The organism is Azonexus caeni (genome assembly GCF_048146105.1).
In the GTDB taxonomy this organism is placed as follows: domain Bacteria; phylum Pseudomonadota; class Gammaproteobacteria; order Burkholderiales; family Rhodocyclaceae; genus Azonexus; species Azonexus aromaticus_B.
This window is the reverse complement of record NZ_JBKJAD010000004.1, coordinates 160,604-184,362: the sequence shown is the minus strand read 5'-3', so window position 1 is coordinate 184,362 and position 23,759 is coordinate 160,604. Positions and strand designations below refer to the sequence as shown.

The following is a 23,759-nucleotide window of genomic DNA, read 5'->3' as shown; positions in this document are numbered from 1 at the left end:
TTGCGGATTATAAACGCGTTTTCAGCGCTTGTCGCCGGCCCACCAGCGGTCGATGTCGCGGATGCCCCATTTTGCCGCATCCTCGCGGCCGGCGATCTTTTCGCGGCTCCTGGCGATGTCGATGATCTCCGGCTTGAGGTAGGCCTGCGAGCGGGTCGAGAAGAAGACTTTGACCCGCGGCTTGAGCAGCGATAGTTCTCCCTGCTCGACGACGACGCCGAGCTTGCCTGATTCCAGTCGGACCAGCGAGCCGACCGGGTAGATGCCCAGGCTCCTGACGAAGGCCTGGAACACCGCCGGGTCGAAATGGCCCTGCCACTCGGCCATGCGCCGGATCGACTCGGCCGGATCCCAGCCCGCCTTGTACGGGCGGTTCGAGCTGATTGCGTCGTAAACGTCGCAGACCGCGCCCATGCGGGCCAGGAGACTGATCTGTTCGCCCTTGAGACCTGCCGGATAGCCGCTGCCGTCGAACTTCTCGTGATGGTGCAGGCAGATGTCGCGGACCGCTTCGCTGATGCTGCGGCCTGCGAGCAGCATCCGGTGGCCTTCGTCCGGGTGCGTCCGGATCACCGCGAATTCCGCGTCGCTGAGTTTGCCCGGCTTGTTGAGGATGGCCGGCGGCATCATGGCCTTGCCGAGATCGTGCAGCAGGCCGCCCATCCCGGCCTCGCGTACCTGCTGTTCGTCGAGACCGAGTTGGCGGGCCAGCGCGATCATCAATGCGCAGACCGCGACGCTGTGCAGGTAGGTGTAATCGTCGGCCGTTTTGAGACGGGCGAGGCTGATCAGGGCGCCGGGGTTGCGCAGTACCGAGTTGGAAATTTCGTCGACCAGCGGCGCCGCCGCATCGGCGTCGACCGCCTTACCCATGCGTGCTTCCTGGAACATCGAGACGACCGCTTCGCGGCCCCGGGCGACGATGCGGCTGGCCCGCTTGACCTCGTCGGCGAAGGTGGCCTTTTCCGGAGGGGACGCGTCTGGCGCCGCTTCCGGCAAGGTGTCGGCGGTTTCGTAGGCGATGCTTGCGTCAGCCGTTGGCTCGATATCGCATCCCTTGCCGATGTCGATCCACACCTCGCGGATCGAACTCTCGCGGATCAGCGCGAGGTCGTTGGGGTCTTCGATGACGAAGCGCGTGCGCCAGAACGGATGATCGAGCCAGGCGCCGCAGAAGGCCTGGAGATGCATGCCGAGACGGAGCTGGTCGACCGGAATTTTCTTGAGCATATCTGGCAATACTAACAAAAACGCGGGCCGTTGGCCCGCGTTGTCGTATGCCGGATTGCCTGCTTAGAGCCCGGCGTCGTTGCGCAGCACCGCCGCTCGATCCGTGCTTTCCCAGCTGAATTCCGGTTCGTCGCGGCCGAAATGGCCGTAGGCGGCGGTCTTCTGGTAGATCGGCCGCAGCAGGTCAAGCATGTTGACGATGCCCTTGGGGCGCAGGTCGAAATGCTTGCGCACCAGCGCAGTCAGCGTTTCATTGCTGACCTTGCCGGTGCCGAAGGTGTCGACCATGATCGACGTCGGGTGGGCAACGCCGATGGCGTAGGAAATCTGCACCAGGCACTTGCTGGCCAGGCCGGCAGCGACGATGTTCTTGGCGACGTAACGGCCGGCATAGGCAGCGGAGCGGTCGACCTTGGACGGGTCCTTGCCGGAGAAGGCACCGCCGCCGTGCGGGGCGGCCCCACCGTAGGTGTCGACGATGATCTTGCGCCCGGTCAGGCCGCAGTCGCCCTGCGGGCCGCCGACGACGAAGCGGCCGGTCGGGTTGACCAGATAGTTGATGTTGCCCTTGATCAGTTCCTTGGGCAGCACCGGCTTGATGATCTGCTCGATGGTTGCTTCGCGCAGGTCCTCCAGGCTGATGTCCGGCGAATGCTGGGTGGACAACACGACGGTGTCGATGCTGTGCGGCTTGCCGTCGACGTACTTGATGGTGACCTGCGACTTGGCGTCCGGGCGCGCCCACGGCAGGCGGCCGTCCTTGCGCAGCATGGCCTGGCGCTCGACCAGCCGGTGCGAGAGATAAATCGGCAGCGGCATCAGCGACGGCGTTTCGTCGCAGGCGTAGCCGAACATCAGTCCCTGGTCGCCGGCGCCCTGGTCGAGGTTGTCGTCGTAGGCCTTGTTCACGCCCTGGGCGATGTCGGGGCTCTGCTTGTCGTAGGCGACGAGCACGGCGCAGCCCTTGTAGTCGATGCCGTATTCGGTATTGTCGTAGCCGATGCGCTTGATCGTGTCGCGCGCCACCTGGATGTAATCGACGTTGGCGTTGGTCGTGATTTCGCCGGCGAGGACGACCAGGCCGGTGTTGCAAAGGGTTTCGGCGGCGACGCGGGAATGCTTGTCCTGAGCCAGGATGGCGTCGAGGATGGCGTCGGAAATCTGGTCGGCGACCTTGTCGGGATGGCCTTCGGAAACCGATTCCGAGGTGAACAGGTATTCGCTCATGGGGGTGCTCCTTGGTCCTTGTCTCCGGCGTTACCGGCTTCGGACCACGAGCAGGCGACGCTTTAGCGGATTTTGTGAATCGCCCCGCAAGTTGTCTGTTTAACTCGGCGATCCCATAATGATAAGCCTTTGCCGTCCGCTTTCAACCCCCGGGGCCTCATGGTTTTTCTGTTCCGTCTGCTCTCGCGCTTGCCCTTGAGCGTCATTCACCGGCTCGGCGCCCTGCTCGGGCAGCTGACTTACCTGTTCTCGCCAAGTTACCGGCGCCACCTGCGCAACAATCTGGCGCAGGCCGGTATCGATCCGGCGCTACGCCTGCCGGTGGCGGCCGAGACCGGCAAGCAGATGCTGGAGCTGTCCCGTATCTGGATGCGGCCGCTCGAACAGGCCAACGCCCAGGTCGTCGAGGTGGTCGGCCGCGAGTTGCTCGACGCCGCGCAGCAGGCCGGCAAGGGTGTCGTTTTCCTGACGCCGCATCTCGGCTGCTTCGAAATCACCGCCCAGTACCTCTCTTCCTTTGGCGACATCACCGTCCTTTACCGGCCGCCCAAGTCGGCGGCGGCGCAGCAACTGATCCTGATGGGGCGCAAGCGGGCGCAGCTGCATCTGGCGCCGGCCGATCTGTCCGGCGTGCGGGCGCTGATCAAGGCGCTGAAGAAGGGACAGATGGTCGGCATGCTGCCCGATCAGGCGCCGAAGACCGGCGAGGGCGTGTGGCTGGATTTCTTCGGGCGCAAGGCCTACACCATGACGCTGGCCGCCCGCCTGACCGAAACCGGCGCCGCCGTGCTGATGACCTGGGGCGAGCGCCTGCCTGGCGGGCGCGGCTACCGCGTGCACTTCCAGGCACTGGCGGCGCCGCTCGTCGGTGATACTGTGGCGCGGGCGCAACAGATCAACCACGAGATCGAAACCCTGATCCGACAATGTCCGACCCAGTACCTGTGGGGCTACAACCGCTACAAGACGCCGCGTGGCGCCGAGCCGCCGCCGGCCTAGAAACTGGCGGGGCAGGTATCATCCCGTTGTTGTCGGCCAGGGCCGCGCCGGCGGCAACCTAAAGACCATGGCCAACCGAGAACAGGATTTACCCATGAGCAGCCTGAACATCGAGATTCGCCCCATCACGCCGCCGGAAGTGCCGGCGATTGCCTCGCTGGCGCGGGAAATCTGGCAGGCGAGCTATCCCGGGATCATCACCCAGGAGCAGATCGACTTCATGCTCGAGCAGCGTTACGGTCACGAGCGCCTTTACGACGACCTGGAAGACGCCCACAAATGGCTCGATCAGGCGATCCACGACGGACGGCGTGTCGGTTTCGCATTCAGCGAGCTGTACAAGGGCGAGTTCAAGCTCGACAAGTTGTACATCCACCCCGATGTGCAACGGCGCGGCGTCGGTGGGCAACTGATCGCCCACGTCGCCGAGCGGGCGCGCAAGCAGGGTTACCCCTGCGTGATCCTGCAGGTCAACAAACGCAACGTGAAGGCGATCAACTCGTACATGAAGTATGGCTTCAGTGTGCGCGAGACGATGGTCGACGATATCGGTCGCGGTTACGTGATGGACGATTTCGTGATGGAGAAAAAACTTTAGGAATTTGAGATAACTAACTGTCTCTGTTATTCTTTTTCTTGATCAATAGTGGAGCGGTTCGTGAAGCTCAAATTCACCAAGATGCATGGCCTGGGCAACGACTTCGTCGTTCTCGACGGCGTGCGCCAGCAGTTTTCCCTGACCCCTGAGCAGTTGCGCTATCTTGGCGACCGCCATTTCGGCGTCGGTTGCGATCAGATTCTGGTCGTCGAAAAGCCGACGCAGGACGGCGTCGATTTCCGTTATCGCATCTTCAACGCCGATGGCGGCGAGGTCGAGCAATGCGGCAACGGCGCCCGCTGCTTCGTGCGTTTCGTGCACGAGCAGGGGCTGACCGACAAGCGAGAAATCCTCGTCGAAACGATGAAGGGCGTGATTGCACCGCGTCTCGAGGGCGACGGCAACGTCACCGTCGACATGGGTGTGCCGCGTTTCCTGCCGCACGAAATTCCTTTCCTGCACGACGACGACGTGGTCGTCTACAACCTCGACGTCGCCGACGAGACGCTGGAAGTCAGCGTCGTCTCGATGGGCAACCCGCATGCCGTGCAGGTCGTTGACAGCGTGGATAGCGCGCCGGTTGGCGAGCATGGGCCATTGATCGAATCGCACGCGCGTTTTCCGCAACGGGTCAACGCCGGGTTCATGCAGGTCGTCGACAAGCACGCGATCAGGCTGCGGGTCTACGAGCGCGGCGCCGGCGAAACCCTGGCCTGCGGTACCGGCGCCTGCGCCGCCGCAGTCGCCGGCATCCGGCGCGGCCTGCTCGAATCGCCGGTGCGCGTCAGCACGCGTGGTGGCGACCTGACCATCGCCTGGGGCGGTGACGGCCGTCCGGTGCTGATGACCGGTCCCGCCCAGACCGTATTTTCCGGAGAAATCGATTTATGAGCGCCCTGTTTCCCGAAGACGTCGCCGAGTACCTGAAGCGCAATCCCGGTTTCTTCGAGCAGTACGCCGATCTGATGGCGCAGATCTTCGTGCCCCATCCGCATGGCGGGCGTGCCGTTTCGCTGGCCGAAAGGCAGATGCTGACGCTGCGCGAGAAGAACCGCGCCAGCGAGTCGAAGCTGGCCGAACTGATCGCCTTCGGCGAGGAGAACGACCAGATTTCCGAAAAGGTGCATCGGCTGGCGGTCGGGCTGATCGCCGCCGAAACCTTCCAGGCGGTGATTCACCTGCTGAACTTCCACCTGCGCGACGATTTTTCCGTGCCGCACGTCGCCCTGCGCCTGTGGGACAAGCCCGCCGGCATCGAAGACCTGCCGGAATTCGCCGCGGTCAGCGAGGAGCTGCAGGTGTTTGCCGAGACGCTGGCGCGCCCCTACTGCGGTTCGACCGCCGGCTTCGGTACCGCCTCCTGGTTCGGCGAAGCGGCGCCGCACATCCGTTCGCAGGCGTTGATCGCCCTGCGCAACGGCGGCGGCACGATCGGCATGGTCGCTCTGGGCAGCGAAGAAACCCAGCGCTTCTATGCCGACATGGGGACGCTCTACCTCGAGCGCATCGGCGAGATGGTCTCGGCGGCGCTGGCGAGGGTCACCAAGAGCACGCTGTGACGCCGGCGGCCGCGGTCGACGCCTACCTCGGCGAACTCGCCGGGCAGCGCCGGCTGTCGCCGCACACGCTGAGCAACTACCGGCGCGATCTGGAGAAATTGCTGGCCGCAGCCGGCGAATTGCCGCTCGACCAGTTGCTGGTCCATCACATCCGGCGTTTCGTCGCCGGACTGCATGGCGGCGGCCTCTCCGGCCGCTCGCTGGCCCGCCTGCTCTCGGCCTGGCGCGGCTTCTTTGCCTGGCTTGGGGCGCGTGGCTTGATCCGGGCCAATCCCTGCGAAGGCATCCGGGCGCCGAAGTCGCCGCGCCTGTTGCCGAAGGCGTTGTCGGTCGACGAAGCGGCACAACTGATGCAGCCGCTGGTCGACGCCGACGACCCCTTCGAGCGCCGCGACGCGGCGATGTTCGAGCTGCTTTACTCGTCCGGCCTGCGCCTCGCCGAACTGGTCGGCCTCGATTGTTCGGCGATTGAAGGCATAGTGCATGAAGGCGAGGTCCGGGTTCTCGGCAAGCGCAACAAACCGCGCCTGGTGCCGGTCGGCACCCCGGCCCGGCAGGCGATCGCCGCCTGGGCGGCGGTCCGCAGCGCGCTGGCCTTGCCCGATGAAGCTGCGCTCTTCGTCAACACCCGCGGCCGCCGCATCGGGCCGCGCAGCGTCGAACAGCGGCTGGCGCAGCGGGCCGTCCAACTCGGCCTGCCGCAGCACGTCCATCCGCACATGCTGCGTCATTCCTTCGCTTCGCATGTCCTGCAGTCGTCCGGCGACCTGCGCGCGGTGCAGGAAATGCTCGGTCACGCCAGCATTGCTTCGACCCAGGTTTATACCCACCTCGACTTTCAGCATCTGGCCAGCGTCTACGACAAGGCGCATCCGCGGGCCAAGCGCTGAAGGCCGGCGCCGAAAACGGCAAACAAATCAAGTGGTAATTGACCGCCGTCCGGTCAACCCGGCATAATGCCCGTCTTTCAAAATTTCGCCGTAATCCGGAGTCAGTCATGGCCATCAACCGCAACCGCCGCAACATCCTGGAACGCCGCTGCGTTTCGAAAACCGTCAAGCGCCTGTTCAAGGGCGACGGCAAGACGACGTTCAAGACCATGTACGCCGTCGAGTGCCATCAGCGCAACCGCAAGCCGCTGGGCAACTAAGCCACAACACGCATTCCCGGCCCCGGTTATCGCAAGGTAACCGGGGCTTCTTGCATTCATCGTTCGAGAACGACATGGCCCAATTGATCCTGATGCCCGGCAAGGAACGCTCGGCGATGAAGCAGCGCCACCCCTGGCTGTTCGCCGGCTCGGTCGGCCGCCTCGAAGGGCGCGCCCGGCCCGGCGACACCGTCGAAGTGCTGGCCGACAACCTGCGTCCGCTCGGGCGCGCCGCCTACAGCCCGCAATCGCAGATCCGCGCCCGCTTCTGGACCTTCGATGCCGACGAATCGGTGGACGATGCCTTCTTCAAGCGCCGTATCGCCGCCGCCGTCGCCCGCCGCGACGCGTTGCCGGAGTTGCGCGGCCAGGACGGCGTGCGCCTGATCCACGCCGAATCCGACGGTCTGCCCGGCGTCATCGCCGACCGTTATGGCGATACCGTCGTCGTCCAGCTGACTTCGGCCGGCGCCGACAAGTGGCGCAAGGCGATCGTCGCCGGCTTGGTCAAGGCGACCGGCTGTGCCCGCGTCTACGAACGCTCGGATTCCGAAGTGCGCGCCCTCGAAGGGCTGGAGCCGACCACCGGCTGGCTGCACGGCGAGGCGCCGACGGTGCCGCTGGCGATCATGGAAAACGGTGTGCGGCTGGCGGTCGATATTGCCGGTGGCCACAAGACCGGCTTTTACCTCGACCAGCGCGAGAACCGCCGCTTGCTCGGCGAACTGGCCGCCGGCAAGGAAATCCTCAACTGCTTTTGCTATACCGGTGGTTTTTCGCTGCAGGCGCTGGCTGGCGGTGCCGCCAATGTGCTGTCGATCGACTCGTCCGGGCCGGCCCTGGCGCAGGCCCGCGCCAACCTGGCGCTCAATCCGCAACTGCCGGCGGAACGTGCCGAATGGCTGGAGGCTGACGTCTTCCAGGCGCTGCGCGATTTCCGCCAGGCTGGCCGCAAGTTTGACCTGATCGTCCTCGATCCGCCCAAGTTCGCGCCGTCGGCCGCCCACGCCGAGCGTGCCGCCCGCGCTTACAAGGACATCAACGTCCTCGGCTGCCGCCTGCTGCGCCCGGGCGGAATGTTGATGACCTACTCCTGTTCCGGCGGCATCGGCCTCGAACTGTTCCAGAAGATCGTCGCCGGCGCCGCCCACGATGCCGGACGCGAAGCGCGTATCGTCCGCCGTCTGGCGGGGGCGGCAGACCACCCGGTGGCGCTGAATTTTCCCGAGGGTGAGTACTTGAAAGGCCTGCTGGTACAGGTCGATTGAGCGGGGAACTTGCGGACTTTCCTTAAAACATTGCCATGAGCGGTCCGGGCATGCTAAAAAAGCTGCTCAGCGTGCGGAGTGCTCATGGTTTTCTCTTTTTTCAAGAAACAGCCCGAAAAAGTGGTGCCCAAGGCCACGGTGGCCAGGCCGCGCGCTCCGCTGCCGGAAATGAAGGTGCCGCCGCCGCAGGCCGGCGAGCCACAGAAGCTTGAAAAGCCGTTGCCGGATCTCGAGTTCTCCGTAGAGGCCTGCCCCCCAGCAAAGGCTGCTCCTCCTGCACCGGCGGCAAGGCCGCCAGTGGCGTCAGCACCGCCGCCGGGCCGGGTGCCGTTGGCGATGTCGGCGGAAGATGATTTCGACGGCGAATTCACCGCCTCGTCGGTGATGGCGATCGACGTGGTGCACGATATCGATCCCCTGCAGGCCGACGTCGAGCAGGTGGCGGTTCTTTTTGCCAACGGCCAGGACGATGCTGCGCGCGCGCTGCTGTTGAGCGTTTTGCAGACCTATTCGGGCAGCGAAGGCATCCGCCTGTGGCGGATGTTGTTCGATCTCTTGCAGATTCAGGGGGATCGCAGCGCTTTCGACCGTTACGGCATGGAGTTCGCGCGCAGCTGCGAAATGTCGCCGCCGGCTTGGCGGGACGCTTCCGGAATCAGCGCCGGGACGGCGTCGACTGCGAAGGGTTTCACGCTGCAGGGCGTGCTGGCCGGCGACGACAGTGATGCGTTGCGGCAACTTGACGAATCCTTGCAGCAGGTTGGCGACCTACTGGTCGATTGCAGCCGCCTGGTCGGTTGTGACGACATTGCTGCCGGCCGTCTGGCCGATGCGCTGATTGCCGCCCGGCGTGCCGGCAAGGTGGTGAGCTTGCAGGGTGCCGACATCTTCGCGCGCCGCCTCGAAGAGCGCCTGAAAACCGGCGAGGCCGTGCACGAATCGGCGTGGCGCCTGCTGCTGGAGTTGTTGCAGCGGCTTGGTACGCAAGTCCATTTCGAGGAAAAGGCGGTCGATTACGCGATTACCTTCGAGCTTTCTCCACCGTCGTGGGAAACGCTGCCGAAGGATGTCGTGGCCAAGCAGACGGCGCTTGCCGCCGCGCCGAAGGATGAGGTGTATTACCTGGCCGGCGATCTCAAGGGGTTGCGTTTCGAGGAACTGTTGCCCTTGCTCGAAGCGGGCGCTCCGGCGATCATCGATTTCTCCGCGGTCCGTCGCGTCGATTTCTATTCGGCCGGGCAACTGGTCAATCGGCTGGCGCCATTCAAGGCCGCCGGCCAGGATATCGTGATCCGCAGTCCGAACCATCTCGTTGCCGAGTTGATGGCCGTGGTCGGCCTCAACAAGCAGGCGCGCATCATCGTTCCCAAGTCCTAAAAAAGGTTATCCCATGGAACAATATCACGGCACGACGATACTGTCGGTGCGCCGGGGCAATGTCGTCACGATGGGTGGCGACGGCCAGGTGACGCTGGGCAACATCGTCATCAAGGGCACGGCGAAAAAGGTCCGTCGTCTCTATCAGGGCAAGATCCTCGCCGGCTTTGCCGGCGGCACTGCCGATGCCTTCACGCTGTTCGAGCGCTTCGAGGCCAAGCTGGAAAAACATCAGGGCAATCTGGTCCGTTCCGCCGTCGAGCTGGCCAAGGACTGGCGCACCGACCGTGCCCTGCGCCGGCTGGAGGCCATGCTCTCGGTGGCTGACCGCGAATCCTCGCTGGTCATCACCGGCAACGGCGACGTGCTCGAACCGGAATACGGCATCGTCGCCATCGGTTCCGGCGGCGCCTACGCGCAGAGCGCGGCGCGCGCGCTGGTCGAGAACACCGAATTGAGTCCGCTGGCGATCGTCACCAAGTCGCTGGAAATCGCCGGCGACCTGTGCATCTACACCAATCGCAACTTCACGCTGGAGACGCTGGAATGAGTGGCGCCACGATGACCCCGAAGGAGATTGTCTCCGAACTCGACAAGCACATCGTCGGCCAGCATGCGGCCAAGAAGGCAGTGGCGATCGCCCTGCGCAACCGTTGGCGGCGCGCCCAGGTGGCCGAACCGTTGCGCCAGGAAATCACGCCGAAGAACATCCTGATGATCGGTCCGACCGGCGTCGGCAAGACCGAGATTGCCCGCCGCCTGGCGCGGTTGGCCGATGCGCCCTTCATCAAGGTCGAGGCAACCAAGTTCACCGAGGTCGGCTACGTCGGCCGCGACGTCGAGACGATCATCCGAGATCTCGTCGAGATGGCGATCAAGGGGCACCGTGAGCGGGCCATGAAGGCCAACCGCGCGCGCGCCGAGGACGCCGCCGAGGAACGCATCCTCGACGCGCTACTGCCGCCGCCACGCAGCCCAGGTTTCTACGCCGAGGAGTCGGCGAGCAGCAGCGATAACACTACCCGCCAGAAATTCCGCAAGAAATTGCGCGAAGGCGAACTCGACGACAAGGAAATCGATATCGAGCTTGCCGCGCCGTCGATGCAGGCCGAAATCTTCGCCCCGCCTGGCATGGAGGAACTGACCCAGCAGATTCAGGGGATGTTCCAGAATGTGGGCGGCGGCAAGAAAAAATCGCGCAAGTTGAAGATCCGGGAAGCCAGCAAGCTGTTGATCGACGAAGAAGCCGTGAAGCTGGTCAACGACGAGGAAATCAAGCTGGAAGCGGTGAAGGCGGTCGAGCAGAACGGTATCGTCTTTCTCGACGAAATCGACAAGGTGGCCAGCCGCTCCGACGCGCAGGGCGCCGACGTCTCGCGCCAGGGCGTGCAGCGCGACTTGCTGCCGCTGGTCGAAGGGACGACCGTTTCCACCAAGTACGGGATGATCAAGACCGATCACATCCTGTTCATTGCTTCCGGCGCCTTCCACCTGTCCAAGCCGTCCGACCTGATTCCCGAACTGCAGGGCCGTTTCCCGATCCGCGTCGAGCTCGATTCGCTGTCGGTGGCCGATTTCGAATGCATCCTGACCCAGACTGACGCCTGTCTGACCAAGCAATACCAGGCGTTGCTGGCGACCGAGGGGGTGACCGTTGACTTCGCCGCCGACGGTATCCGGCGGATGGCCGAGATTGCCTACCAGGTCAATGAGAAGACCGAGAATATCGGCGCCCGCCGCCTGCATACGGTGATGGAAAAGCTGCTGGAAGAAGTGTCCTTCGAGGCCGGCAAGGTCGGGCTGGAAAACATCGCGGTCGATGCTGCCTACGTCAATGACAAGCTCGGCGAAGTGGCGGCCGACGAGGACCTGTCGCGCTACGTCCTCTAAGGACTATCCCCGATTGGCGGGCGGCGATGCTGCCCGCACAATCCGCTTTTCCATCCCTTGCTGAGGCCGAACCGTGGACGAAAGCAGCCTGACCTTCCGCCTGCTGGCCATCCTCTTCCCGATCTTCGGTATCGTCGCCGCCGGGTTTTTCTACGGCCGCAAGCACAAGCCGGAAATGGCGGTGGCCAACCGGCTGAACATGGATGTTTTCGTGCCGGCGCTGGTCTTTGCGGCGATGGCCGGCAAGTCCTTCGATCTCACCGCCTACGCGCCGCTGGCGCTCGGCGGTTTCATCGTGCTTGCCGTATGCGGCCTGCTCGCCTGGCCGATCGCCCGGCTGTGCGGCGTGCAGCCGAAGACGCTGGCGCCGCCGATGATGTTCAACAACTCTGGCAACATCGGCCTGCCACTGGCCGTGCTCGCCTGGGGCGAGAACGCGTTGCCGGCGGCGGTGATCTTGTTCATGGTCGAGAACACGCTGCATTTCTCCTTCGGCGCCAAATTGCTCGACCCGAAGACGCGCATCCTGATGCTCTGGCGCATCCCGGTGGTGTTTGCGGCCATTGCCGGTCTGGCCGTGGCGGTGCTGAAGATTCCGGTATGGACGCCGCTGGTCATCGCCATCAAGATGCTCGGCGACGTTTCGGTGCCGCTGTTGCTGTTCTCGCTCGGCGTGCGCATGACCGATGTTTCCTTCGGCGAGTGGAAGCTGTCGGTCGGCAGCGCCTTGCTGCGCCCGCTGGCCGGTATGGCCATCGCTTGGGGCGTCATCCAGCTACTCGGGCTGGAAGGGCGCGACGCGGCGATGTTGCTGGTGTTCGGTGCACTGCCGCCGGCGGTGCTCAATTTCCTCTTTGCCGAGCGCTATAAACAGGAGCCGCAACGGGTGGCGTCGATTGTTCTGGTCGGCAACCTGGCGGCACTGTTCTTCCTGCCGCTGGCCCTGGCGCTGGTGCTTTAGCCCAGACGGTCCATCTGTCGCCGGTTGCGTTTGGTCGGCCGGCCGTGGATGTCGGCAGCGGGTTCCTGGGTGAATTTGCGCCGCATCTGCTCGGCTTCGCGGGCGGCGATGCTCTCCTGCGTTTCTTCATAGAGCTGGCGGGCTTCCGGCGCCGGGCCGCGCTTTTCCGAGAGGCCGAGAATGACGACTTGCCAGCGGGTTTCGCTGTTGCTGACGTCGAGTCGGTCACCAACTTTGACCTCGCGCGCCGGTTTGGTCGGCGCGCCGTTCAGCTTGACCTTGCCGCCGCCGACCGCATCGGTGGCCAGGCTGCGCGTCTTGAAGAAACGCGCGGCCCACAGCCACTTGTCGATGCGGATGCTCACTGCGGCAGGAGGGATTCGCCGGCGTAGAGCTGTTCGACGGTCTCGCGCTGGCGGATGACGTACACCTGCTCGCCATCGACCATCACTTCGACGGCACGCGGCCGTGTGTTGTAGTTCGAGGCCATGGCCATGCCGTAAGCGCCGGCCGACATCACTGCCAGCAGGTCGCCGGCCTGGACGTTGAGTGGGCGGGCCTGGCCGAGGAAATCGCCGGTTTCGCAGACCGGGCCGACGACGTCGTAGTCGCGCGTGGCGCCGGCGCGCGGCACGACCGGCTCGATGTCGTGCCAGGCCTCGTAGAGCGCCGGGCGCATCAGGTCGTTCATCGCCGCGTCGATGATGGCGAAGTTCTTGGCCTCGCCTTCCTTGAGGAATTCGACGCGGGTGAGCAGCAGGCCGGCGTTGCCGACCAGGCGGCGGCCCGGCTCGAGGACGACCTTGAGGCCGCGGCCCTGCAGCTTGTCGAGCAGCGGGTTCAGGTAGGAAGCGACAGTCGGCTGCACTTCATCGGCGCGGTACTGGATACCGAGGCCGCCGCCGAGGTCGATGTGATGCACGGCGATGCCTTCGGCGGCAAGCTGGTCGATCAGCGCCAGGATGCGGTCGAGGGCTTCGGCAAACGGCGACGGATCGAGCAGTTGCGACCCGATGTGGCAGTCGATGCCGGCGACGGCGATGTTCGGCAGCGCGGCGGCGCGGCGGTAGAGCGCCAGCGCGTCGTCGTAGGCGACACCGAACTTGGCTTCCTTGAGGCCGGTCGAGATGTACGGATGGGTCTTCGGATCGACGTTCGGATTGACGCGCAGGCTGACCGGCGCTGTCTTGCCGAGCTGGCCGGCAACCTCGTTGAGGCGCTCGATTTCCGGGATCGATTCGATGTTGAAGCAGAAGATGCCGGCTTCAAGCGCCAGCTTCATTTCCGCCGCCGTCTTGCCGACGCCGGAGAAGACGACCTTCTGCGGATCGGCACCGGCCGCCAGCACGCGCTGCAACTCGCCGCCGGAAACGATGTCGAAACCGGCACCGAGGCGGGCGAACAGGTTCAGGATGGCGAGGTTGGAGTTGGCCTTGACAGCGTAGCAGACGAGCGCGCCGGCGCCGGCCGGATGGGCGCCGAGGACGTCGTGGAATTCCTTGAGCGACTCCGTCAGCGCAGCGCGCGAATAGACGTAGGCGGGCGTGCCGAATTGTTCGGCGATGGCCGGCAGGGCGACGGCTTCGGCGTGCAGGACGCCGTTCTTGAGGGTGAATTGGGTCATCGGGCGGTGCTGCGTTGTGCCGTGCTACCATCGCCCGCGCCGCCCTTGGGTGGCAATTCGAGCGGGCCCTTCATGCCGCAGGCGGCAAGGCTCAGGATGATCAGTACGGCGGCGATTCGGGGCATGGTTTCGGTCGCGGTCGGCGAAGATTGGGATGTTAGCACACGATGGATGACAAGGAATTCAACGCCTTGGCCGATCAGGCTTTGCAGCAGATCGAGGCGGCGCTCGAAGGCGCCGACATCGATTTTGAAATGGTGGCTGGCGGTGTGCTTGAAATCGAGTTTGACGATGGCAGCAAGATCATCGTCAATCGCCATGGTGTCGCCCGGGAAATCTGGGTCGCCGCCCGCAGCGGCGGCTTCCATTTTCGCTGGGATGGCGGGCAGTGGCTCGATACCCGCGATGGAACCAGGCTGATGGACAAGCTGGCGGCGCTAGCCAGCCTGCAGGCTGGCGTCTTGCTCACGTTTTCCTGATCAGTGGTTGCCCATCAGTTGGCGGACGCCTTGCGGCAGCGCTGAGGGGGCGGCATCGGGGCGCGGCGGGGCTGGTGCCTGGTCGTCGGGCGTCGATGGTTCCGCCGCGGTTTTCGGCAGATTTTCCGTATAGACCAGTTCTCGGCTCTTGCCGTCCGCGTCGGGGATGGCGCTCAATCCCGGCGGCGGCGATGGCAATTCCTCGGGAACGTTTTTCAGGGCGGTCGCCATGTAGCCGATCCAGATTGGCAGCGCTGCAACGCCGCCGGTTTCCCGGCTGCCCAGCTTGCGTGGCTGGTCGAAACCGACCCAGGCACAACCGGCGACTGTCTTCTGGTAGCCGCAGAACCAGGCGTCGACATACTCGTTGGTCGTTCCGGTCTTGCCGGCCAGATCGTGGCGCTTCAATTGGCTGGAGGCACGGGCGGCGGTGCCGTAGATGGTGACGTCGCGTAGCATCGAGTCGCTGAGAAAAGCGTTGCGGGCGTCGATCGCCCGGATCGATTCGTCGCCGGCCCTGGCCCCTCTGGCAACGGCGAGAACCCGGTTCTTTTCGTCGCGGATTTCACTGACGACGTAGGGGGTGACGCGGAAGCCGCTGTTGGCAAATACAGCGTAAGCGGTAGTCATCTGCCACGGAGTCACCGAGCCCGCGCCAAGTGCCATCGTCAGGTAGGGCGGGTGCTTCGCCGTATCGAAACCGAAGCGGCCGATGTAGTCCTGTGCGTATTGCGTGCCGATCGCCTGCAGCAAGCGGATGGAGACCATGTTCTTCGATTTGGCGAGTGCCGTTCGCAGCGGCATCGGACCGTCGTACTTGCCGTCGTAATTTTTCGGCTGCCAGGCCTGGGAGCCGGTTTCCCCGGCGGAGATGATGATCGGCGCGTCTTCAACGACGCTGCCCGGGTGAAAGCCCTTTTCCAATGCGGCCGAATAAATGAAGGGCTTGAAGCTGGAGCCCGGCTGTCGCCAAGCCTGGGTGGCGTGGTTGAACTTGTTGCGGTTGAAGTCGAAACCGCCAACCAGAGCCCGAATGGCACCGTCTTCGGGATTAATTGCCACGAAGGCCGACTCCACCTCAGGTAGCTGGGAAATCGACCACTTGCCGGCATCGTCCTTGATTACCCGGATGATGGCTCCACGGCGAATCCGCTTGTTGGGTGGCGCCTTGTCGTCGAGCATGCGTTGCGCGAAGCGGATGCCGTCTCCCGTGAGCGTCAGTAATTCGCCACCTTTGACATAGGCTTGAACGCTGTTCTGCGCTGTCTGCAAGACCAGGGCCGGGCGCAGGTCGCCAGCGTCGTGGATGTCCTGAAGCAGGATGTCGATTGTCTCGTCCTGATCGGAGCTCAGGCTGCTCATGTCGATGTAGGATTCCGCGCCGCGATAGCCATTGCGCCGGTCGTAGTCCATAACCCCCTTGCGCAGCGAGCGATAGGCAGCCTCCTGGTCCGCTCGGATCAAGGTGGTGTAGACCTTCATGCCTCGCGTATAGACGTCTTCCGGGAAGCTGTCGGCGGCAATCTGCCGCGCCATTTCGGCGACGAATTCGGCATTCACCGCATACTCGGAAAGCTCGCGTTTGATGACTAGCGGTTCCTTGAGTGCTTGCTCGTGTTGTGCTTCGGAGATAAAGCCGAGTTCGAGCATGCGGCGCAATACATATTGTTGGCGGATTCTGGCGCGTCGGGGATTGGCGATCGGGTTGTAGGCCGAGGGGGCTTTAGGTAGCCCTGCCAGCATTGCGGCTTCGGCAATCGAAACACCTTCCAGTGGCTTGCCAAAATAGATCTGGGCTGCCGCGCCGAAGCCATAGGCTCGCTGCCCAAGGAATATTTGGTTGATATAAAGCTCTAGGATTTGATCCTTGCTCAGGTTGCTTTCAATTTTCAGCGATAACAAGGCTTCATAGAGCTTGCGTGTATAGGTTTTTTCCGAAGTCAGGAAGAAGTTGCGTGCTACCTGTTGCGTGATTGTCGATGCCCCTTGTTTTTTTCCGCCGCTAAGAAGGTTGGAGGTGGCGGCGCGTATGATTCCGGTATAATCGATCCCCATGTGCTGATAGAAACGATCGTCCTCTGCAGAGAGAATCGCCTGCTTCATGATGTCGGGGACTTTTGCAATCGAAACGACAGCGCGCCTTTCCTCGCCGAACTCGCCAATTAGGTGGCCGTCGGCGGTGTAGATCCGGAGGGGGATCTTGGGGCGGTAATCGGTCAGTACTTCGAGCGAGGGCAGGTTCGGGTAGGCTAGGGCAATCACGATCATGGCGATCGCCAAGCCAACAAGAGCGATGCCAAGGATGGCGATGATTGGGTAAGCGATTAGGCGAAGCGCACGGGGCATGGATTATCGTCGGGTGTGGCAAGTGTGGGGGCATTATACGCTGAGGTCATTTTCGGGGTATAAAAGAGCTTTACACTGCTATGGCTTGTTGTTAGCATCTGAAGTGAATTATTGGTTTTTCTTCTAAGATCGTAATCCGTAAGGACTTTCTGGGGGTGTGGTGGGCTTCGATATCTCAGCTTTGCTTAATCCCAAGGCGCGCCCTCTGCTGGGGCTTGACATCAGTTCGTCGGCTGTAAAGCTTGTCGAACTGACCGCTAACGGGAGAGATGGCTATCGCGTCGAGCGGTACGCCATAGAAGTGTTGCCAAAGGACGCCGTTTCCGATGGCAATATCGCGAATCTCGATGCCGTGGTTGAGGCTGTCAAGCGGGCTTGGAAACGGCTTGGGACTTCGACGCGGAACGTCGCTATGGCGCTTCCAGCCTCCGCGGTAATCACGAAGAAGATTATTGTGCCTGCTGGGTTGCGGGAAGAGGATCTCGAGATTCAGGTCGAGACTGAGGCCAACCAGTACATTCCCTTTTCGATCGACGATGTAAATCTTGACTATCAGGTCCTGGGGCCTGCGCCTTCAGTGCCAGATGAGGTGGAGGTTTTGATCGCCGCTTCCAAGAAGGAACGGGTTGAAGATCGCGTAGCGGTTGCCGAGGCGGCCGGGCTCAAGGCCATTGTTGTCGACGTCGAGTCTTTCGCCACCTTGGCGGCTTTTGAGTTGGTGGAGCGCCAGCTGCCAGAGGGAGGCAAGAATCAGGTTGTCGCACTGGTCGATATTGGCGCCAACGTGATGAATCTCACGGTCATGCGCAACGGACAGCAAGTCTATGCGCGCGAGCAGGCGTTTGGCGGAAGTCAATTGACGCTGGATATATCCCGCCATTACGGAATGGCGCTCGAAGAAGCGGAACTGGCGAAGCGTTCAGGCAATCTGCCGGAAGGGTATGAGGCAGAGTTGCTTAACCCCTTCATGGAAAATTTGGCGCTTGAGGTTTCGCGATCGCTTCAATTCTTCTTCACTTCGACGCAGTTCAATCAGGTTGACCACATTGTTCTGGCTGGTGGGTGCGCGGTGATCCCAGGGATTGACGAGGTCGTGGCTACGAGAACGCAGTTCAATACCTTGGTTGCCAATCCATTTGCAAACATGCTGCTGTCCGATCGAGTTAGGGCGCGAAATCTGCTTGCCGACTCCTCGTCTATGATGGTGGCTTGTGGTTTGGCTTTGCGGAGGTTCGATTCAGCATGATACGTATCAACCTTTTGCCACACCGCGAAGAAGCCAGAAAGGCTAGGCGCGAGCAATTCTACGTCATGGCCGGGCTCGTTCTGGCGCTAGGCGTTCTTGTTGTGTTCGCAATTTACTCGCTGATTGATGCGAAAATTCAAGCTCAGAATGAGAGAAATGAATTTCTCAAGCAGGAAATTGCCGTTCTGGATAAGCAGTTGACTCAAATCAAGCGCCTCAAGGAACAAACCCAAGCCTTGCTGGCGCGCAAGCAGGTGATTGAGGATCTGCAGCGTGATCGCGGCGAGACGGTTCATTTGCTTAGTGAAATGGTTCGACAGGTCCCCGAGGGCGTATACCTCAAGTCCCTTAAACAGGAGGGGCTGAAGGTCAATATCACGGGCTATGCGCAGTCTAATGCCAGGGTGTCGGCCTTGATGCGCAATATCGAAGGTTCTCCTTGGCTTGAGAATCCTCGTCTCATCGAAACCAAGGCTGTCGTACTGGATGGGCGCAGGGTCAATGAATTTGGTATGGACTTCGCGCTGACCCGTGTGCCGCTTGAGGGGGCAAAACAGTGAGCCCAAAAATGCCTGCTTTGACTCAGAAAATGTCGAGTGTGAGTTACCAAGCAATCCTCGATGATTTTCGCTATATGAACCCCAATGATCCAGGGGCATGGCCTGTCATTCCGAAAGTCACCGTGTTGATGGGGGTTTTTCTGGTCATCTTGCTTGCTGGCTGGTGGTTTTTTTGGAGTGATCAGCTAGGGCAGCTCGAAGGCGCAGGACAGGAAGAATTGAGCCTGAAGGATCAGTACCTCGCCAAAAAGCGTCAAGCGGTCAACTTGGATCTCTACACTCAGCAACTGGCCGAAATTGATCGTTCTTTCGGTGCCTTGCTCAAGCAATTGCCGAATAAGTCGGAGATTGAGGCGCTGTTGATTGAGGTAAACCAAGCGGGCCTTGGCCGTGGTTTACAGTTTGAGTTGTTCCGTCCGGGGGCGGAGCAGATCAAGGACTTTTACGCCGAATTGCCCGTGACGGTGAAGATCAATGGTTCGTATCACGATATCGGAGCTTTCGCCGCCGATGTGGCAAAGTTGCCGCGTATCGTGACTCTGAACAGTATTTCCGTCGCCCCTCTGAAGAACAGTGAGACTCTTTCACTGGATGCAACGGTGAAGACTTTCCGTTATCTCGACGACGAAGAACTGGCCGAACAGAAGCGGGCGGAGGAGAAACTCAATCAATCAGACAAGGCAAAGGGGGGCGGCAAGTGAGACATATTGCGCTTGTGGCCTTGTGTATCGTTCTCTCCGCTTGTTCGGGTAGCGAGCAGGATGAACTTCGGTCGTGGATGGAAGAAAACTCCAGGGACTTGCGGGGCAAGGTTGAGCCTTTGCCTCAGGTTAAGTCTTACGAACCGGTGCCCTACGAGGCTGCTGACATGATCGAGCCGTTCCGGGCCAAAAAGATCGATCCGGATACGAAAAATCGCTTCGGTACAGGCAAGGGCGGGCAGTTTCAGCCTGATTTCGAGGCGAGGGAATTGCGTAACAGCGTCCTGGAAAAATACCCTCTTGAGTCCCTGACCATGATTGGCCGGCTGGTGGTGAATAAGCGTCCCATTGCGGTCATCAAGTATGAAAATAATGTCAAACAAGTGAAGGTTGGCGATTATTTGGGGCTGGATTTCGGCATGGTGACCGAGATTGGCGAGGGCGAACTGAAATTGAAGGAACTGATTCAGGATTCTGCCGGGGAATGGAGTGAGCGCCAGAGTTCGCTGTTCCTGCAGACCACGGAGGGGAGCAGTAAATGAAATTGGCCAACTACGTATCCGCCGTCGCGGCAATCTGCCTATTGATGGCTTCCCCGCTACGGGCAGAAACCGCTGCGGCGAACGCTATCGAGGCGCTCAATGTCGCACAGCAAGGCAACGAAACAGCTGTAAAGATCGATCTTAAGGAGGCTTTGACGACGCCTCCTGCTGGGTTTGCCGTCGCTAATCCCGCGAAGATTGCATTCGATTTTCCCGCTACCTCTAACGCTCTGGGTAAGACAACGGAGGTGCTCAATCAAGGTGATCTCCGCAGCGTGAATATTGTTCAGGTTGCCGGTAGGACGCGCTTGGTGCTGAATCTTGTGCGCAACATGAACTATCGGACTCGACTGGATGGAAAGTCCTTGTACGTCACCCTTACTCCAATCGAACGTCTGGGCGATGCCGTGGCAGAACGTTCCGTGCGCTTTGCCGAAGAAAGTTTGGTTGGCGCACGTCATGCTGTGCGAGATGTGATGTTCCGTCGTGGTAAGGATGGGGAAGGCCGTGTTGTGGTCGAGTTGAGCGACGCCGGTACGGGGATCGATATCCGCAAGCAGGGGACAGGGTTGATCGTCGATTTCATGAAGACGAGTGTTCCCGAGCATCTGCGTCGTAAGCTCGACGTGACTGATTTCGGTACTCCTGTCTTGGGGGTGGAAACCCGGGTCATGGGCGACAATGTGCGTATGACGATCACCCCGAAGGGCGTGTGGGAGCACAATGCATATCAGACCGACAATCAGTTTGTGGTTGAGGTCAAGGAGATTGTCGAGGATCCGAACAAGTTGGTTCAGGGGACCAAGATTGGCTACCAAGGGCCTCGCGTCAGCATCAACTACCAAAATGGCGATGTGCGTGCCCTGCTTCGTCTCATGGCGGAAGAGCTTGGATTGAACGCTGTGATCAGCGAGACGGTTACTGGAACCACCACCTTGGTACTCAAGGATGTTCCGGCCGATCAGGTGATCGACATAATTTTCCAGCAGAAGGGTCTCGACATGCGCAAGAAGGGCAATATCATCATGATTGCCCCGCGTGACGAAATTGCCACCCGCGAAAAGCTGGATTTTGAGTCGCGTCAGCAGATCAACGAGTTGGAGCCATTGCAGATGGAGCAGTTCATGCTCAACTATCAGCGGGCTGCTGATGTGGCTCGGCTGCTGTCGGGGGCCGAGCAGCGCGGAGGCTCCGCTGCCGAAGGTGGTGGGGCGATTGCTACCCAGAAAATTTTGAGCAAGCGCGGAAGTGCGGTGGCTGATCCGCAGTCGAACATCCTCTTCGTCACGGACATTCCGTCGAAGCTCGCCGAAATCCGCACCTTCATTAAAACGATTGACGTCGGTGCGCGTCAGGTGATGATCGAGGCGCGAATCGTCGAAGCTCAGGATAACTTTAACCGGGAGCTTGGGGCAAAGATCAACTTCATTAATTCCAAGGCAGTGCAGCTAGGCGGCTCTGGTATCTATACCGCGGGTGGTTCCATGACCCCCGCGACCAGTACCACTTCCGGTGGTGTTACGACGACTACGCCGCCGACCCTGGTTCAGAATCCGATGATGGGAATCAATTTGCCATCCTATTCGTCGACTGGGGGAACCTTCGCACTCAGTCTCTTCAATGCGGCGGCAACACGAATTCTCAATCTTGAGCTTGCCGCTCTGCAGAGCGATGGTCTAGGGAAGATCATTTCGAGTCCGCGGGTCGTAACTGCCAACAACGTCGAGGCCAAGATCGAGGACGGTACGGAGATTCCGTACGTAACTCCGGCTAGTGGCGATTCGCCAGCGACGATTACGTTCAAGCCTGCGAAGTTGATGTTGACTGTAACGCCGCAGATCACACCTGAAGGAACGGTGAAGATGAAGCTCGAAGTCAAGAAGGAAGAAGCGGACTGGACTAAGGCGGTGGCTATCACTGGTTCGAACGGCGTGTCTTATCTCAATCCGCCGATCAAGAGCTCCGTGGTTCAGACGAACGCCGTTGTTGAGAATGGTGGAACAGTCGTTGTTGGGGGCGTGTTCATCAACGATATTCAGAACGGTGTCGAAAAAGTCCCGTTCCTTGGTGATCTTCCGGCACTCGGGTGGCTCTTCAAGTACAAGTCTGAGAAGACCACGCGTCGTGAATTGCTGGTGTTCATCACGCCGAGGATTATTTCCGACAAGCTGCGTCTGAATTAATAGCAAGTCGTTTCGCGAGAAAAGTGAAGGCCGGCATTAGCCGGCCTTCTTTTTGGTGCTCCGGAAAGAGTCGGCTAGAATTCCAGGCGTGAAAAAACATACCAACATCTATTTGATCGGGCTGATGGGGGCCGGGAAAACCACGATCGGTCGCCAGTTGGCAAGACGCCTGGGGCGGCCGTTTTTCGATTCCGATCATGAAATCGTGGAGCGAACCGGTGTTCCCATTCCGACGATATTCGAAATCGAAGGCGAGGATGGTTTTCGCCGAAGAGAGGCGCAAACGATCTTCGAACTGACCTCGGTTAGCGGGATAGTCATGGCGACTGGCGGTGGTGTGGTGCTTGACCCAGAGAATCGGCGACGCTTGCGCGCGACCGGTTGGGTGGTCTACCTGAATGTTCCGCCGCTCATGCTGTATCAGCGAACGCGTCATGATCGGAATCGTCCGCTGCTTCAGGTGGAGGATCCGTTGGCGCGTCTTGAAAGTCTTCACGAAGCGCGCGATCCCCTGTATCGCGAGTCGGCGCACTTGGTAGTAGAGGGAGGGCAACTGGTGGCATCCGGTGTTGTCCAGTACCTGATTCGTGAATTTGACCAATTGTGCCTGGAGATGTGATGCATACCTTGGATGTGGCGTTGGGGGATCGGGCATATCCGATCCATATCGGCTCCGGCCTGCTGGCGCGTGAAGACTTGTTACTGCCCCATATACGTGGTCGCCAGGCGGTGGTGGTGAGCAACGAGACGGTTGCTCCTCTCTATCTGGATGTTCTGGTGGCGACACTCGCCCGTGGAGGCGTGAGCGCAATTCCCGTGATTCTTCCGGATGGTGAGGAATTCAAGACCTGGGAGACCTTGAATCTCATATTCGATGGTTTGCTGGCGAACAGGTGCGAGCGAAATACGACGCTCATCGCGCTGGGGGGCGGGGTGATTGGCGATATGAGCGGATTTGCCGCAGCCTGCTATCAACGAGGGATGCCTTTTGTGCAGGTGCCGACGACACTTCTGGCGCAAGTGGACTCCTCCGTCGGGGGGAAGACGGCAATCAATCATCCGCTGGGCAAAAACATGATTGGCGCGTTTTATCAGCCGCAGATGGTTCTGGCTGATGTGGCAACTCTGAATACCTTGCCGGACCGCGAGTTACGTGCGGGACTGGCCGAGGTCATCAAGTATGGTCTGATACGCGACCTGGACTTTTTGGCATGGGTCGAAGGAAATCTCGGGCTCCTGCTCAACCGTGACCCCACTGCATTGATCTATGCAATCGAGCGTTCCTGTCGAAACAAGGCAGAAGTCGTGGCGGCCGACGAGCGGGAAAGCGGAGAACGGGCATTGCTCAACCTTGGCCACACGTTCGGCCATGCGATAGAAACCGGTTTGGGCTACGGCCTGTGGTTGCATGGCGAGGCGGTTGCAGCGGGCACGATGATTGCTGCCCATTTGTCACGGGGGCTTGGGTGGTTATCGGAATGCGATGTGGCGAGAGTGCTTCGCTTGTTCGAACGCGCCGGCTTGCCGGTTCGGGCGCCGGATCTCGGCGCGGCGCGATATCTCGATTTAATGCGGCACGACAAGAAGGTTCTGGATGGCAGGTTGCGCTTGGTCTTGTTGCAGCGACTTGGGTGTGGGGTGCTCACGGAAGTGGCAACCGAGCAGCAGATAGTGCAGGCAATCGAGCAAGGATGCACCTGACTGGTGTCTGGCGCGCGCTCGAATGCCGATGTTGGTGCAAAACAGTTTCTTGAATAGAAAGAGCTTTTTCCGCTAAAATTAACGGTTGCCTGTGGGGTTTTGCTTGCCGGAGCGGATA

The 23,759-nt window shown here is 61.1% G+C and carries 25 protein-coding genes; 19 read left to right on the top strand and 6 right to left on the bottom strand.

Features of this window, described 5'->3' with window-relative positions; all coding sequences use genetic code 11:
* Positions 1-21: 21 nt before the first annotated feature.
* Complete coding sequence (locus tag ACLIIZ_RS07245) at positions 22-1,230, bottom strand: HD-GYP domain-containing protein (RefSeq protein ID WP_416691448.1); 1,209 nt, start codon at positions 1,228-1,230, stop codon at positions 22-24.
* A 63-nt stretch (positions 1,231-1,293) separates the two neighbouring features.
* Positions 1,294-2,457: a methionine adenosyltransferase gene (gene metK, locus ACLIIZ_RS07240; protein ID WP_416691447.1), complete on the bottom strand. Its 1,164-nt coding sequence runs from the start codon at positions 2,455-2,457 to the stop codon at positions 1,294-1,296.
* A gap of 159 nt (positions 2,458-2,616) precedes the next feature.
* On the opposite strand from metK, the gene ACLIIZ_RS07235 reads away from it, so the two are divergent.
* The 11 genes from ACLIIZ_RS07235 to ACLIIZ_RS07185 all read left to right on the top strand — a co-directional run bounded on the left by ACLIIZ_RS07235 (position 2,617) and on the right by ACLIIZ_RS07185 (position 12,259).
* Positions 2,617-3,456 carry a lysophospholipid acyltransferase family protein gene (locus ACLIIZ_RS07235; protein WP_416691446.1) on the top strand — a complete coding sequence of 280 codons (840 nt, stop codon included), beginning with the start codon at positions 2,617-2,619 and terminating at the stop codon, positions 3,454-3,456.
* 94 nt (positions 3,457-3,550) lie between these two features.
* Positions 3,551-4,054 (top strand): GNAT family N-acetyltransferase, encoded by a 504-nt coding sequence (locus tag ACLIIZ_RS07230; protein ID WP_416691445.1) that lies wholly within the window; start codon positions 3,551-3,553, stop codon positions 4,052-4,054.
* A gap of 60 nt (positions 4,055-4,114) precedes the next feature.
* The gene (gene dapF, locus ACLIIZ_RS07225; protein ID WP_416691444.1) at positions 4,115-4,945 is read left to right on the top strand and encodes a diaminopimelate epimerase; all 831 of its coding nucleotides are present in this window, start codon (positions 4,115-4,117) and stop codon (positions 4,943-4,945) included.
* On the top strand, positions 4,942-5,613 hold the full coding sequence (locus tag ACLIIZ_RS07220) for a DUF484 family protein (protein ID WP_374325973.1): 672 nt from the start codon (positions 4,942-4,944) through the stop codon (positions 5,611-5,613). Before dapF ends, ACLIIZ_RS07220 begins: the two co-directional genes overlap by 4 nt.
* Entirely contained in the window at positions 5,610-6,503 is an 894-nt protein-coding gene (gene xerC / locus ACLIIZ_RS07215; protein ID WP_416691443.1) for a tyrosine recombinase XerC, read from the top strand. Before ACLIIZ_RS07220 ends, xerC begins: the two co-directional genes overlap by 4 nt.
* Positions 6,504-6,610: 107 nt before the next feature.
* Positions 6,611-6,763: a hypothetical protein gene (locus ACLIIZ_RS07210; protein ID WP_374325977.1), complete on the top strand. Its 153-nt coding sequence runs from the start codon at positions 6,611-6,613 to the stop codon at positions 6,761-6,763.
* A 74-nt stretch (positions 6,764-6,837) separates the two neighbouring features.
* Positions 6,838-8,031, top strand: coding sequence for a class I SAM-dependent rRNA methyltransferase (locus tag ACLIIZ_RS07205; protein WP_416691442.1), 1,194 nt, complete (start codon positions 6,838-6,840; stop codon positions 8,029-8,031).
* Positions 8,032-8,115: 84 nt separating this feature from the next.
* Complete coding sequence (locus ACLIIZ_RS07200) at positions 8,116-9,408, top strand: STAS domain-containing protein (RefSeq protein WP_416691441.1); 1,293 nt, start codon at positions 8,116-8,118, stop codon at positions 9,406-9,408.
* A gap of 13 nt (positions 9,409-9,421) precedes the next feature.
* A complete protein-coding gene (gene hslV, locus ACLIIZ_RS07195) occupies positions 9,422-9,958 on the top strand; it encodes an ATP-dependent protease subunit HslV (protein ID WP_416691440.1) in 537 nt (178 codons plus the stop codon).
* Positions 9,955-11,298 carry an ATP-dependent protease ATPase subunit HslU gene (gene hslU / locus ACLIIZ_RS07190; protein WP_465221440.1) on the top strand — a complete coding sequence of 448 codons (1,344 nt, stop codon included), beginning with the start codon at positions 9,955-9,957 and terminating at the stop codon, positions 11,296-11,298. The genes hslV and hslU overlap by 4 nt, the downstream gene beginning before the upstream one ends.
* A gap of 88 nt (positions 11,299-11,386) precedes the next feature.
* Positions 11,387-12,259, top strand: coding sequence for an AEC family transporter (locus tag ACLIIZ_RS07185; RefSeq protein WP_416691494.1), 873 nt, complete (start codon positions 11,387-11,389; stop codon positions 12,257-12,259).
* On the opposite strand, the gene ACLIIZ_RS07180 is transcribed toward ACLIIZ_RS07185, so the two are convergent.
* Genes ACLIIZ_RS07180 through lptM form a run of 3 tightly spaced genes read right to left on the bottom strand, consistent with a single transcriptional unit; the run spans position 12,256 to position 14,008 of the window.
* Positions 12,256-12,618, bottom strand: a complete 363-nt coding sequence (locus tag ACLIIZ_RS07180) for an RNA-binding S4 domain-containing protein (RefSeq protein WP_416691493.1) — start codon at positions 12,616-12,618, stop codon at positions 12,256-12,258. The two genes, ACLIIZ_RS07185 and ACLIIZ_RS07180, sit on opposite strands and share 4 nt — an antisense overlap.
* Positions 12,619-12,620: 2 nt before the next feature.
* A complete protein-coding gene (gene lysA, locus ACLIIZ_RS07175) occupies positions 12,621-13,883 on the bottom strand; it encodes a diaminopimelate decarboxylase (protein ID WP_416691439.1) in 1,263 nt (420 codons plus the stop codon).
* The gene (lptM, locus tag ACLIIZ_RS07170) at positions 13,880-14,008 is read right to left on the bottom strand and encodes an LPS translocon maturation chaperone LptM (protein WP_416691438.1); all 129 of its coding nucleotides are present in this window, start codon (positions 14,006-14,008) and stop codon (positions 13,880-13,882) included. Before lptM ends, lysA begins: the two co-directional genes overlap by 4 nt.
* Before the next feature lie 42 nt (positions 14,009-14,050).
* Here lptM and cyaY point away from each other — a divergent pair, with 42 nt between their 5' ends.
* Positions 14,051-14,362 (top strand): iron donor protein CyaY, encoded by a 312-nt coding sequence (cyaY, locus tag ACLIIZ_RS07165; RefSeq protein ID WP_416691437.1) that lies wholly within the window; start codon positions 14,051-14,053, stop codon positions 14,360-14,362.
* On the opposite strand, the gene ACLIIZ_RS07160 is transcribed toward cyaY, so the two are convergent.
* Positions 14,363-16,708, bottom strand: a complete 2,346-nt coding sequence (locus ACLIIZ_RS07160; RefSeq protein WP_416691436.1) for a penicillin-binding protein 1A — start codon at positions 16,706-16,708, stop codon at positions 14,363-14,365.
* Positions 16,709-16,868: 160 nt separating this feature from the next.
* Between ACLIIZ_RS07160 and ACLIIZ_RS07155 the strand changes: the two genes are divergently transcribed.
* From ACLIIZ_RS07155 to aroB, 7 genes are all read left to right on the top strand, one after another.
* Positions 16,869-17,954 carry a pilus assembly protein PilM gene (locus ACLIIZ_RS07155; RefSeq protein WP_416691435.1) on the top strand — a complete coding sequence of 362 codons (1,086 nt, stop codon included), beginning with the start codon at positions 16,869-16,871 and terminating at the stop codon, positions 17,952-17,954.
* Positions 17,951-18,514, top strand: coding sequence for a PilN domain-containing protein (locus tag ACLIIZ_RS07150; protein ID WP_416691434.1), 564 nt, complete (start codon positions 17,951-17,953; stop codon positions 18,512-18,514). The genes ACLIIZ_RS07155 and ACLIIZ_RS07150 overlap by 4 nt, the downstream gene beginning before the upstream one ends.
* Positions 18,515-18,522: 8 nt before the next feature.
* Positions 18,523-19,215, top strand: coding sequence for a type IV pilus inner membrane component PilO (locus ACLIIZ_RS07145; protein ID WP_416691433.1), 693 nt, complete (start codon positions 18,523-18,525; stop codon positions 19,213-19,215).
* Complete coding sequence (locus ACLIIZ_RS07140) at positions 19,212-19,757, top strand: pilus assembly protein PilP (RefSeq protein WP_416691432.1); 546 nt, start codon at positions 19,212-19,214, stop codon at positions 19,755-19,757. The genes ACLIIZ_RS07145 and ACLIIZ_RS07140 overlap by 4 nt, the downstream gene beginning before the upstream one ends.
* The gene (gene pilQ / locus ACLIIZ_RS07135; protein WP_416691431.1) at positions 19,754-21,940 is read left to right on the top strand and encodes a type IV pilus secretin PilQ; all 2,187 of its coding nucleotides are present in this window, start codon (positions 19,754-19,756) and stop codon (positions 21,938-21,940) included. The genes ACLIIZ_RS07140 and pilQ overlap by 4 nt, the downstream gene beginning before the upstream one ends.
* Before the next feature lie 124 nt (positions 21,941-22,064).
* The gene (locus ACLIIZ_RS07130) at positions 22,065-22,559 is read left to right on the top strand and encodes a shikimate kinase (protein ID WP_416691492.1); all 495 of its coding nucleotides are present in this window, start codon (positions 22,065-22,067) and stop codon (positions 22,557-22,559) included.
* The gene (gene aroB, locus ACLIIZ_RS07125) at positions 22,559-23,641 is read left to right on the top strand and encodes a 3-dehydroquinate synthase (protein ID WP_416691429.1); all 1,083 of its coding nucleotides are present in this window, start codon (positions 22,559-22,561) and stop codon (positions 23,639-23,641) included. The genes ACLIIZ_RS07130 and aroB overlap by 1 nt, the downstream gene beginning before the upstream one ends.
* The last annotated feature ends 118 nt before the right edge of the window (positions 23,642-23,759 follow it).

Bases quoted from the DNA above. Each gene is read 5' to 3' on its own strand.
- ACLIIZ_RS07245 (WP_416691448.1), bottom strand. From the start codon at position 1,230: ATGCTCAAGAAAATTCCGGTCGACCAGCTCCGTCTCGGCATGCATCTC.
- metK (WP_416691447.1), bottom strand. From the start codon at position 2,457: ATGAGCGAATACCTGTTCACCTCGGAATCGGTTTCCGAAGGCCATCCC.
- ACLIIZ_RS07235 (WP_416691446.1), top strand. From the start codon at position 2,617: ATGGTTTTTCTGTTCCGTCTGCTCTCGCGCTTGCCCTTGAGCGTCATT.
- ACLIIZ_RS07230 (WP_416691445.1), top strand. From the start codon at position 3,551: ATGAGCAGCCTGAACATCGAGATTCGCCCCATCACGCCGCCGGAAGTG.
- ACLIIZ_RS07220 (WP_374325973.1), top strand. From the start codon at position 4,942: ATGAGCGCCCTGTTTCCCGAAGACGTCGCCGAGTACCTGAAGCGCAAT.
- ACLIIZ_RS07210 (WP_374325977.1), top strand. From the start codon at position 6,611: ATGGCCATCAACCGCAACCGCCGCAACATCCTGGAACGCCGCTGCGTT.
- ACLIIZ_RS07205 (WP_416691442.1), top strand. From the start codon at position 6,838: ATGGCCCAATTGATCCTGATGCCCGGCAAGGAACGCTCGGCGATGAAG.
- ACLIIZ_RS07200 (WP_416691441.1), top strand. From the start codon at position 8,116: ATGGTTTTCTCTTTTTTCAAGAAACAGCCCGAAAAAGTGGTGCCCAAG.
- hslV (WP_416691440.1), top strand. From the start codon at position 9,422: ATGGAACAATATCACGGCACGACGATACTGTCGGTGCGCCGGGGCAAT.
- hslU (WP_465221440.1), top strand. From the start codon at position 9,955: ATGAGTGGCGCCACGATGACCCCGAAGGAGATTGTCTCCGAACTCGAC.
- lysA (WP_416691439.1), bottom strand. From the start codon at position 13,883: ATGACCCAATTCACCCTCAAGAACGGCGTCCTGCACGCCGAAGCCGTC.
- lptM (WP_416691438.1), bottom strand. From the start codon at position 14,008: ATGCCCCGAATCGCCGCCGTACTGATCATCCTGAGCCTTGCCGCCTGC.
- cyaY (WP_416691437.1), top strand. From the start codon at position 14,051: ATGGATGACAAGGAATTCAACGCCTTGGCCGATCAGGCTTTGCAGCAG.
- ACLIIZ_RS07160 (WP_416691436.1), bottom strand. From the start codon at position 16,708: ATGCCCCGTGCGCTTCGCCTAATCGCTTACCCAATCATCGCCATCCTT.
- ACLIIZ_RS07150 (WP_416691434.1), top strand. From the start codon at position 17,951: ATGATACGTATCAACCTTTTGCCACACCGCGAAGAAGCCAGAAAGGCT.
- ACLIIZ_RS07145 (WP_416691433.1), top strand. From the start codon at position 18,523: ATGCCTGCTTTGACTCAGAAAATGTCGAGTGTGAGTTACCAAGCAATC.
- pilQ (WP_416691431.1), top strand. From the start codon at position 19,754: ATGAAATTGGCCAACTACGTATCCGCCGTCGCGGCAATCTGCCTATTG.
- ACLIIZ_RS07130 (WP_416691492.1), top strand. From the start codon at position 22,065: ATGGGGGCCGGGAAAACCACGATCGGTCGCCAGTTGGCAAGACGCCTG.
- aroB (WP_416691429.1), top strand. From the start codon at position 22,559: ATGCATACCTTGGATGTGGCGTTGGGGGATCGGGCATATCCGATCCAT.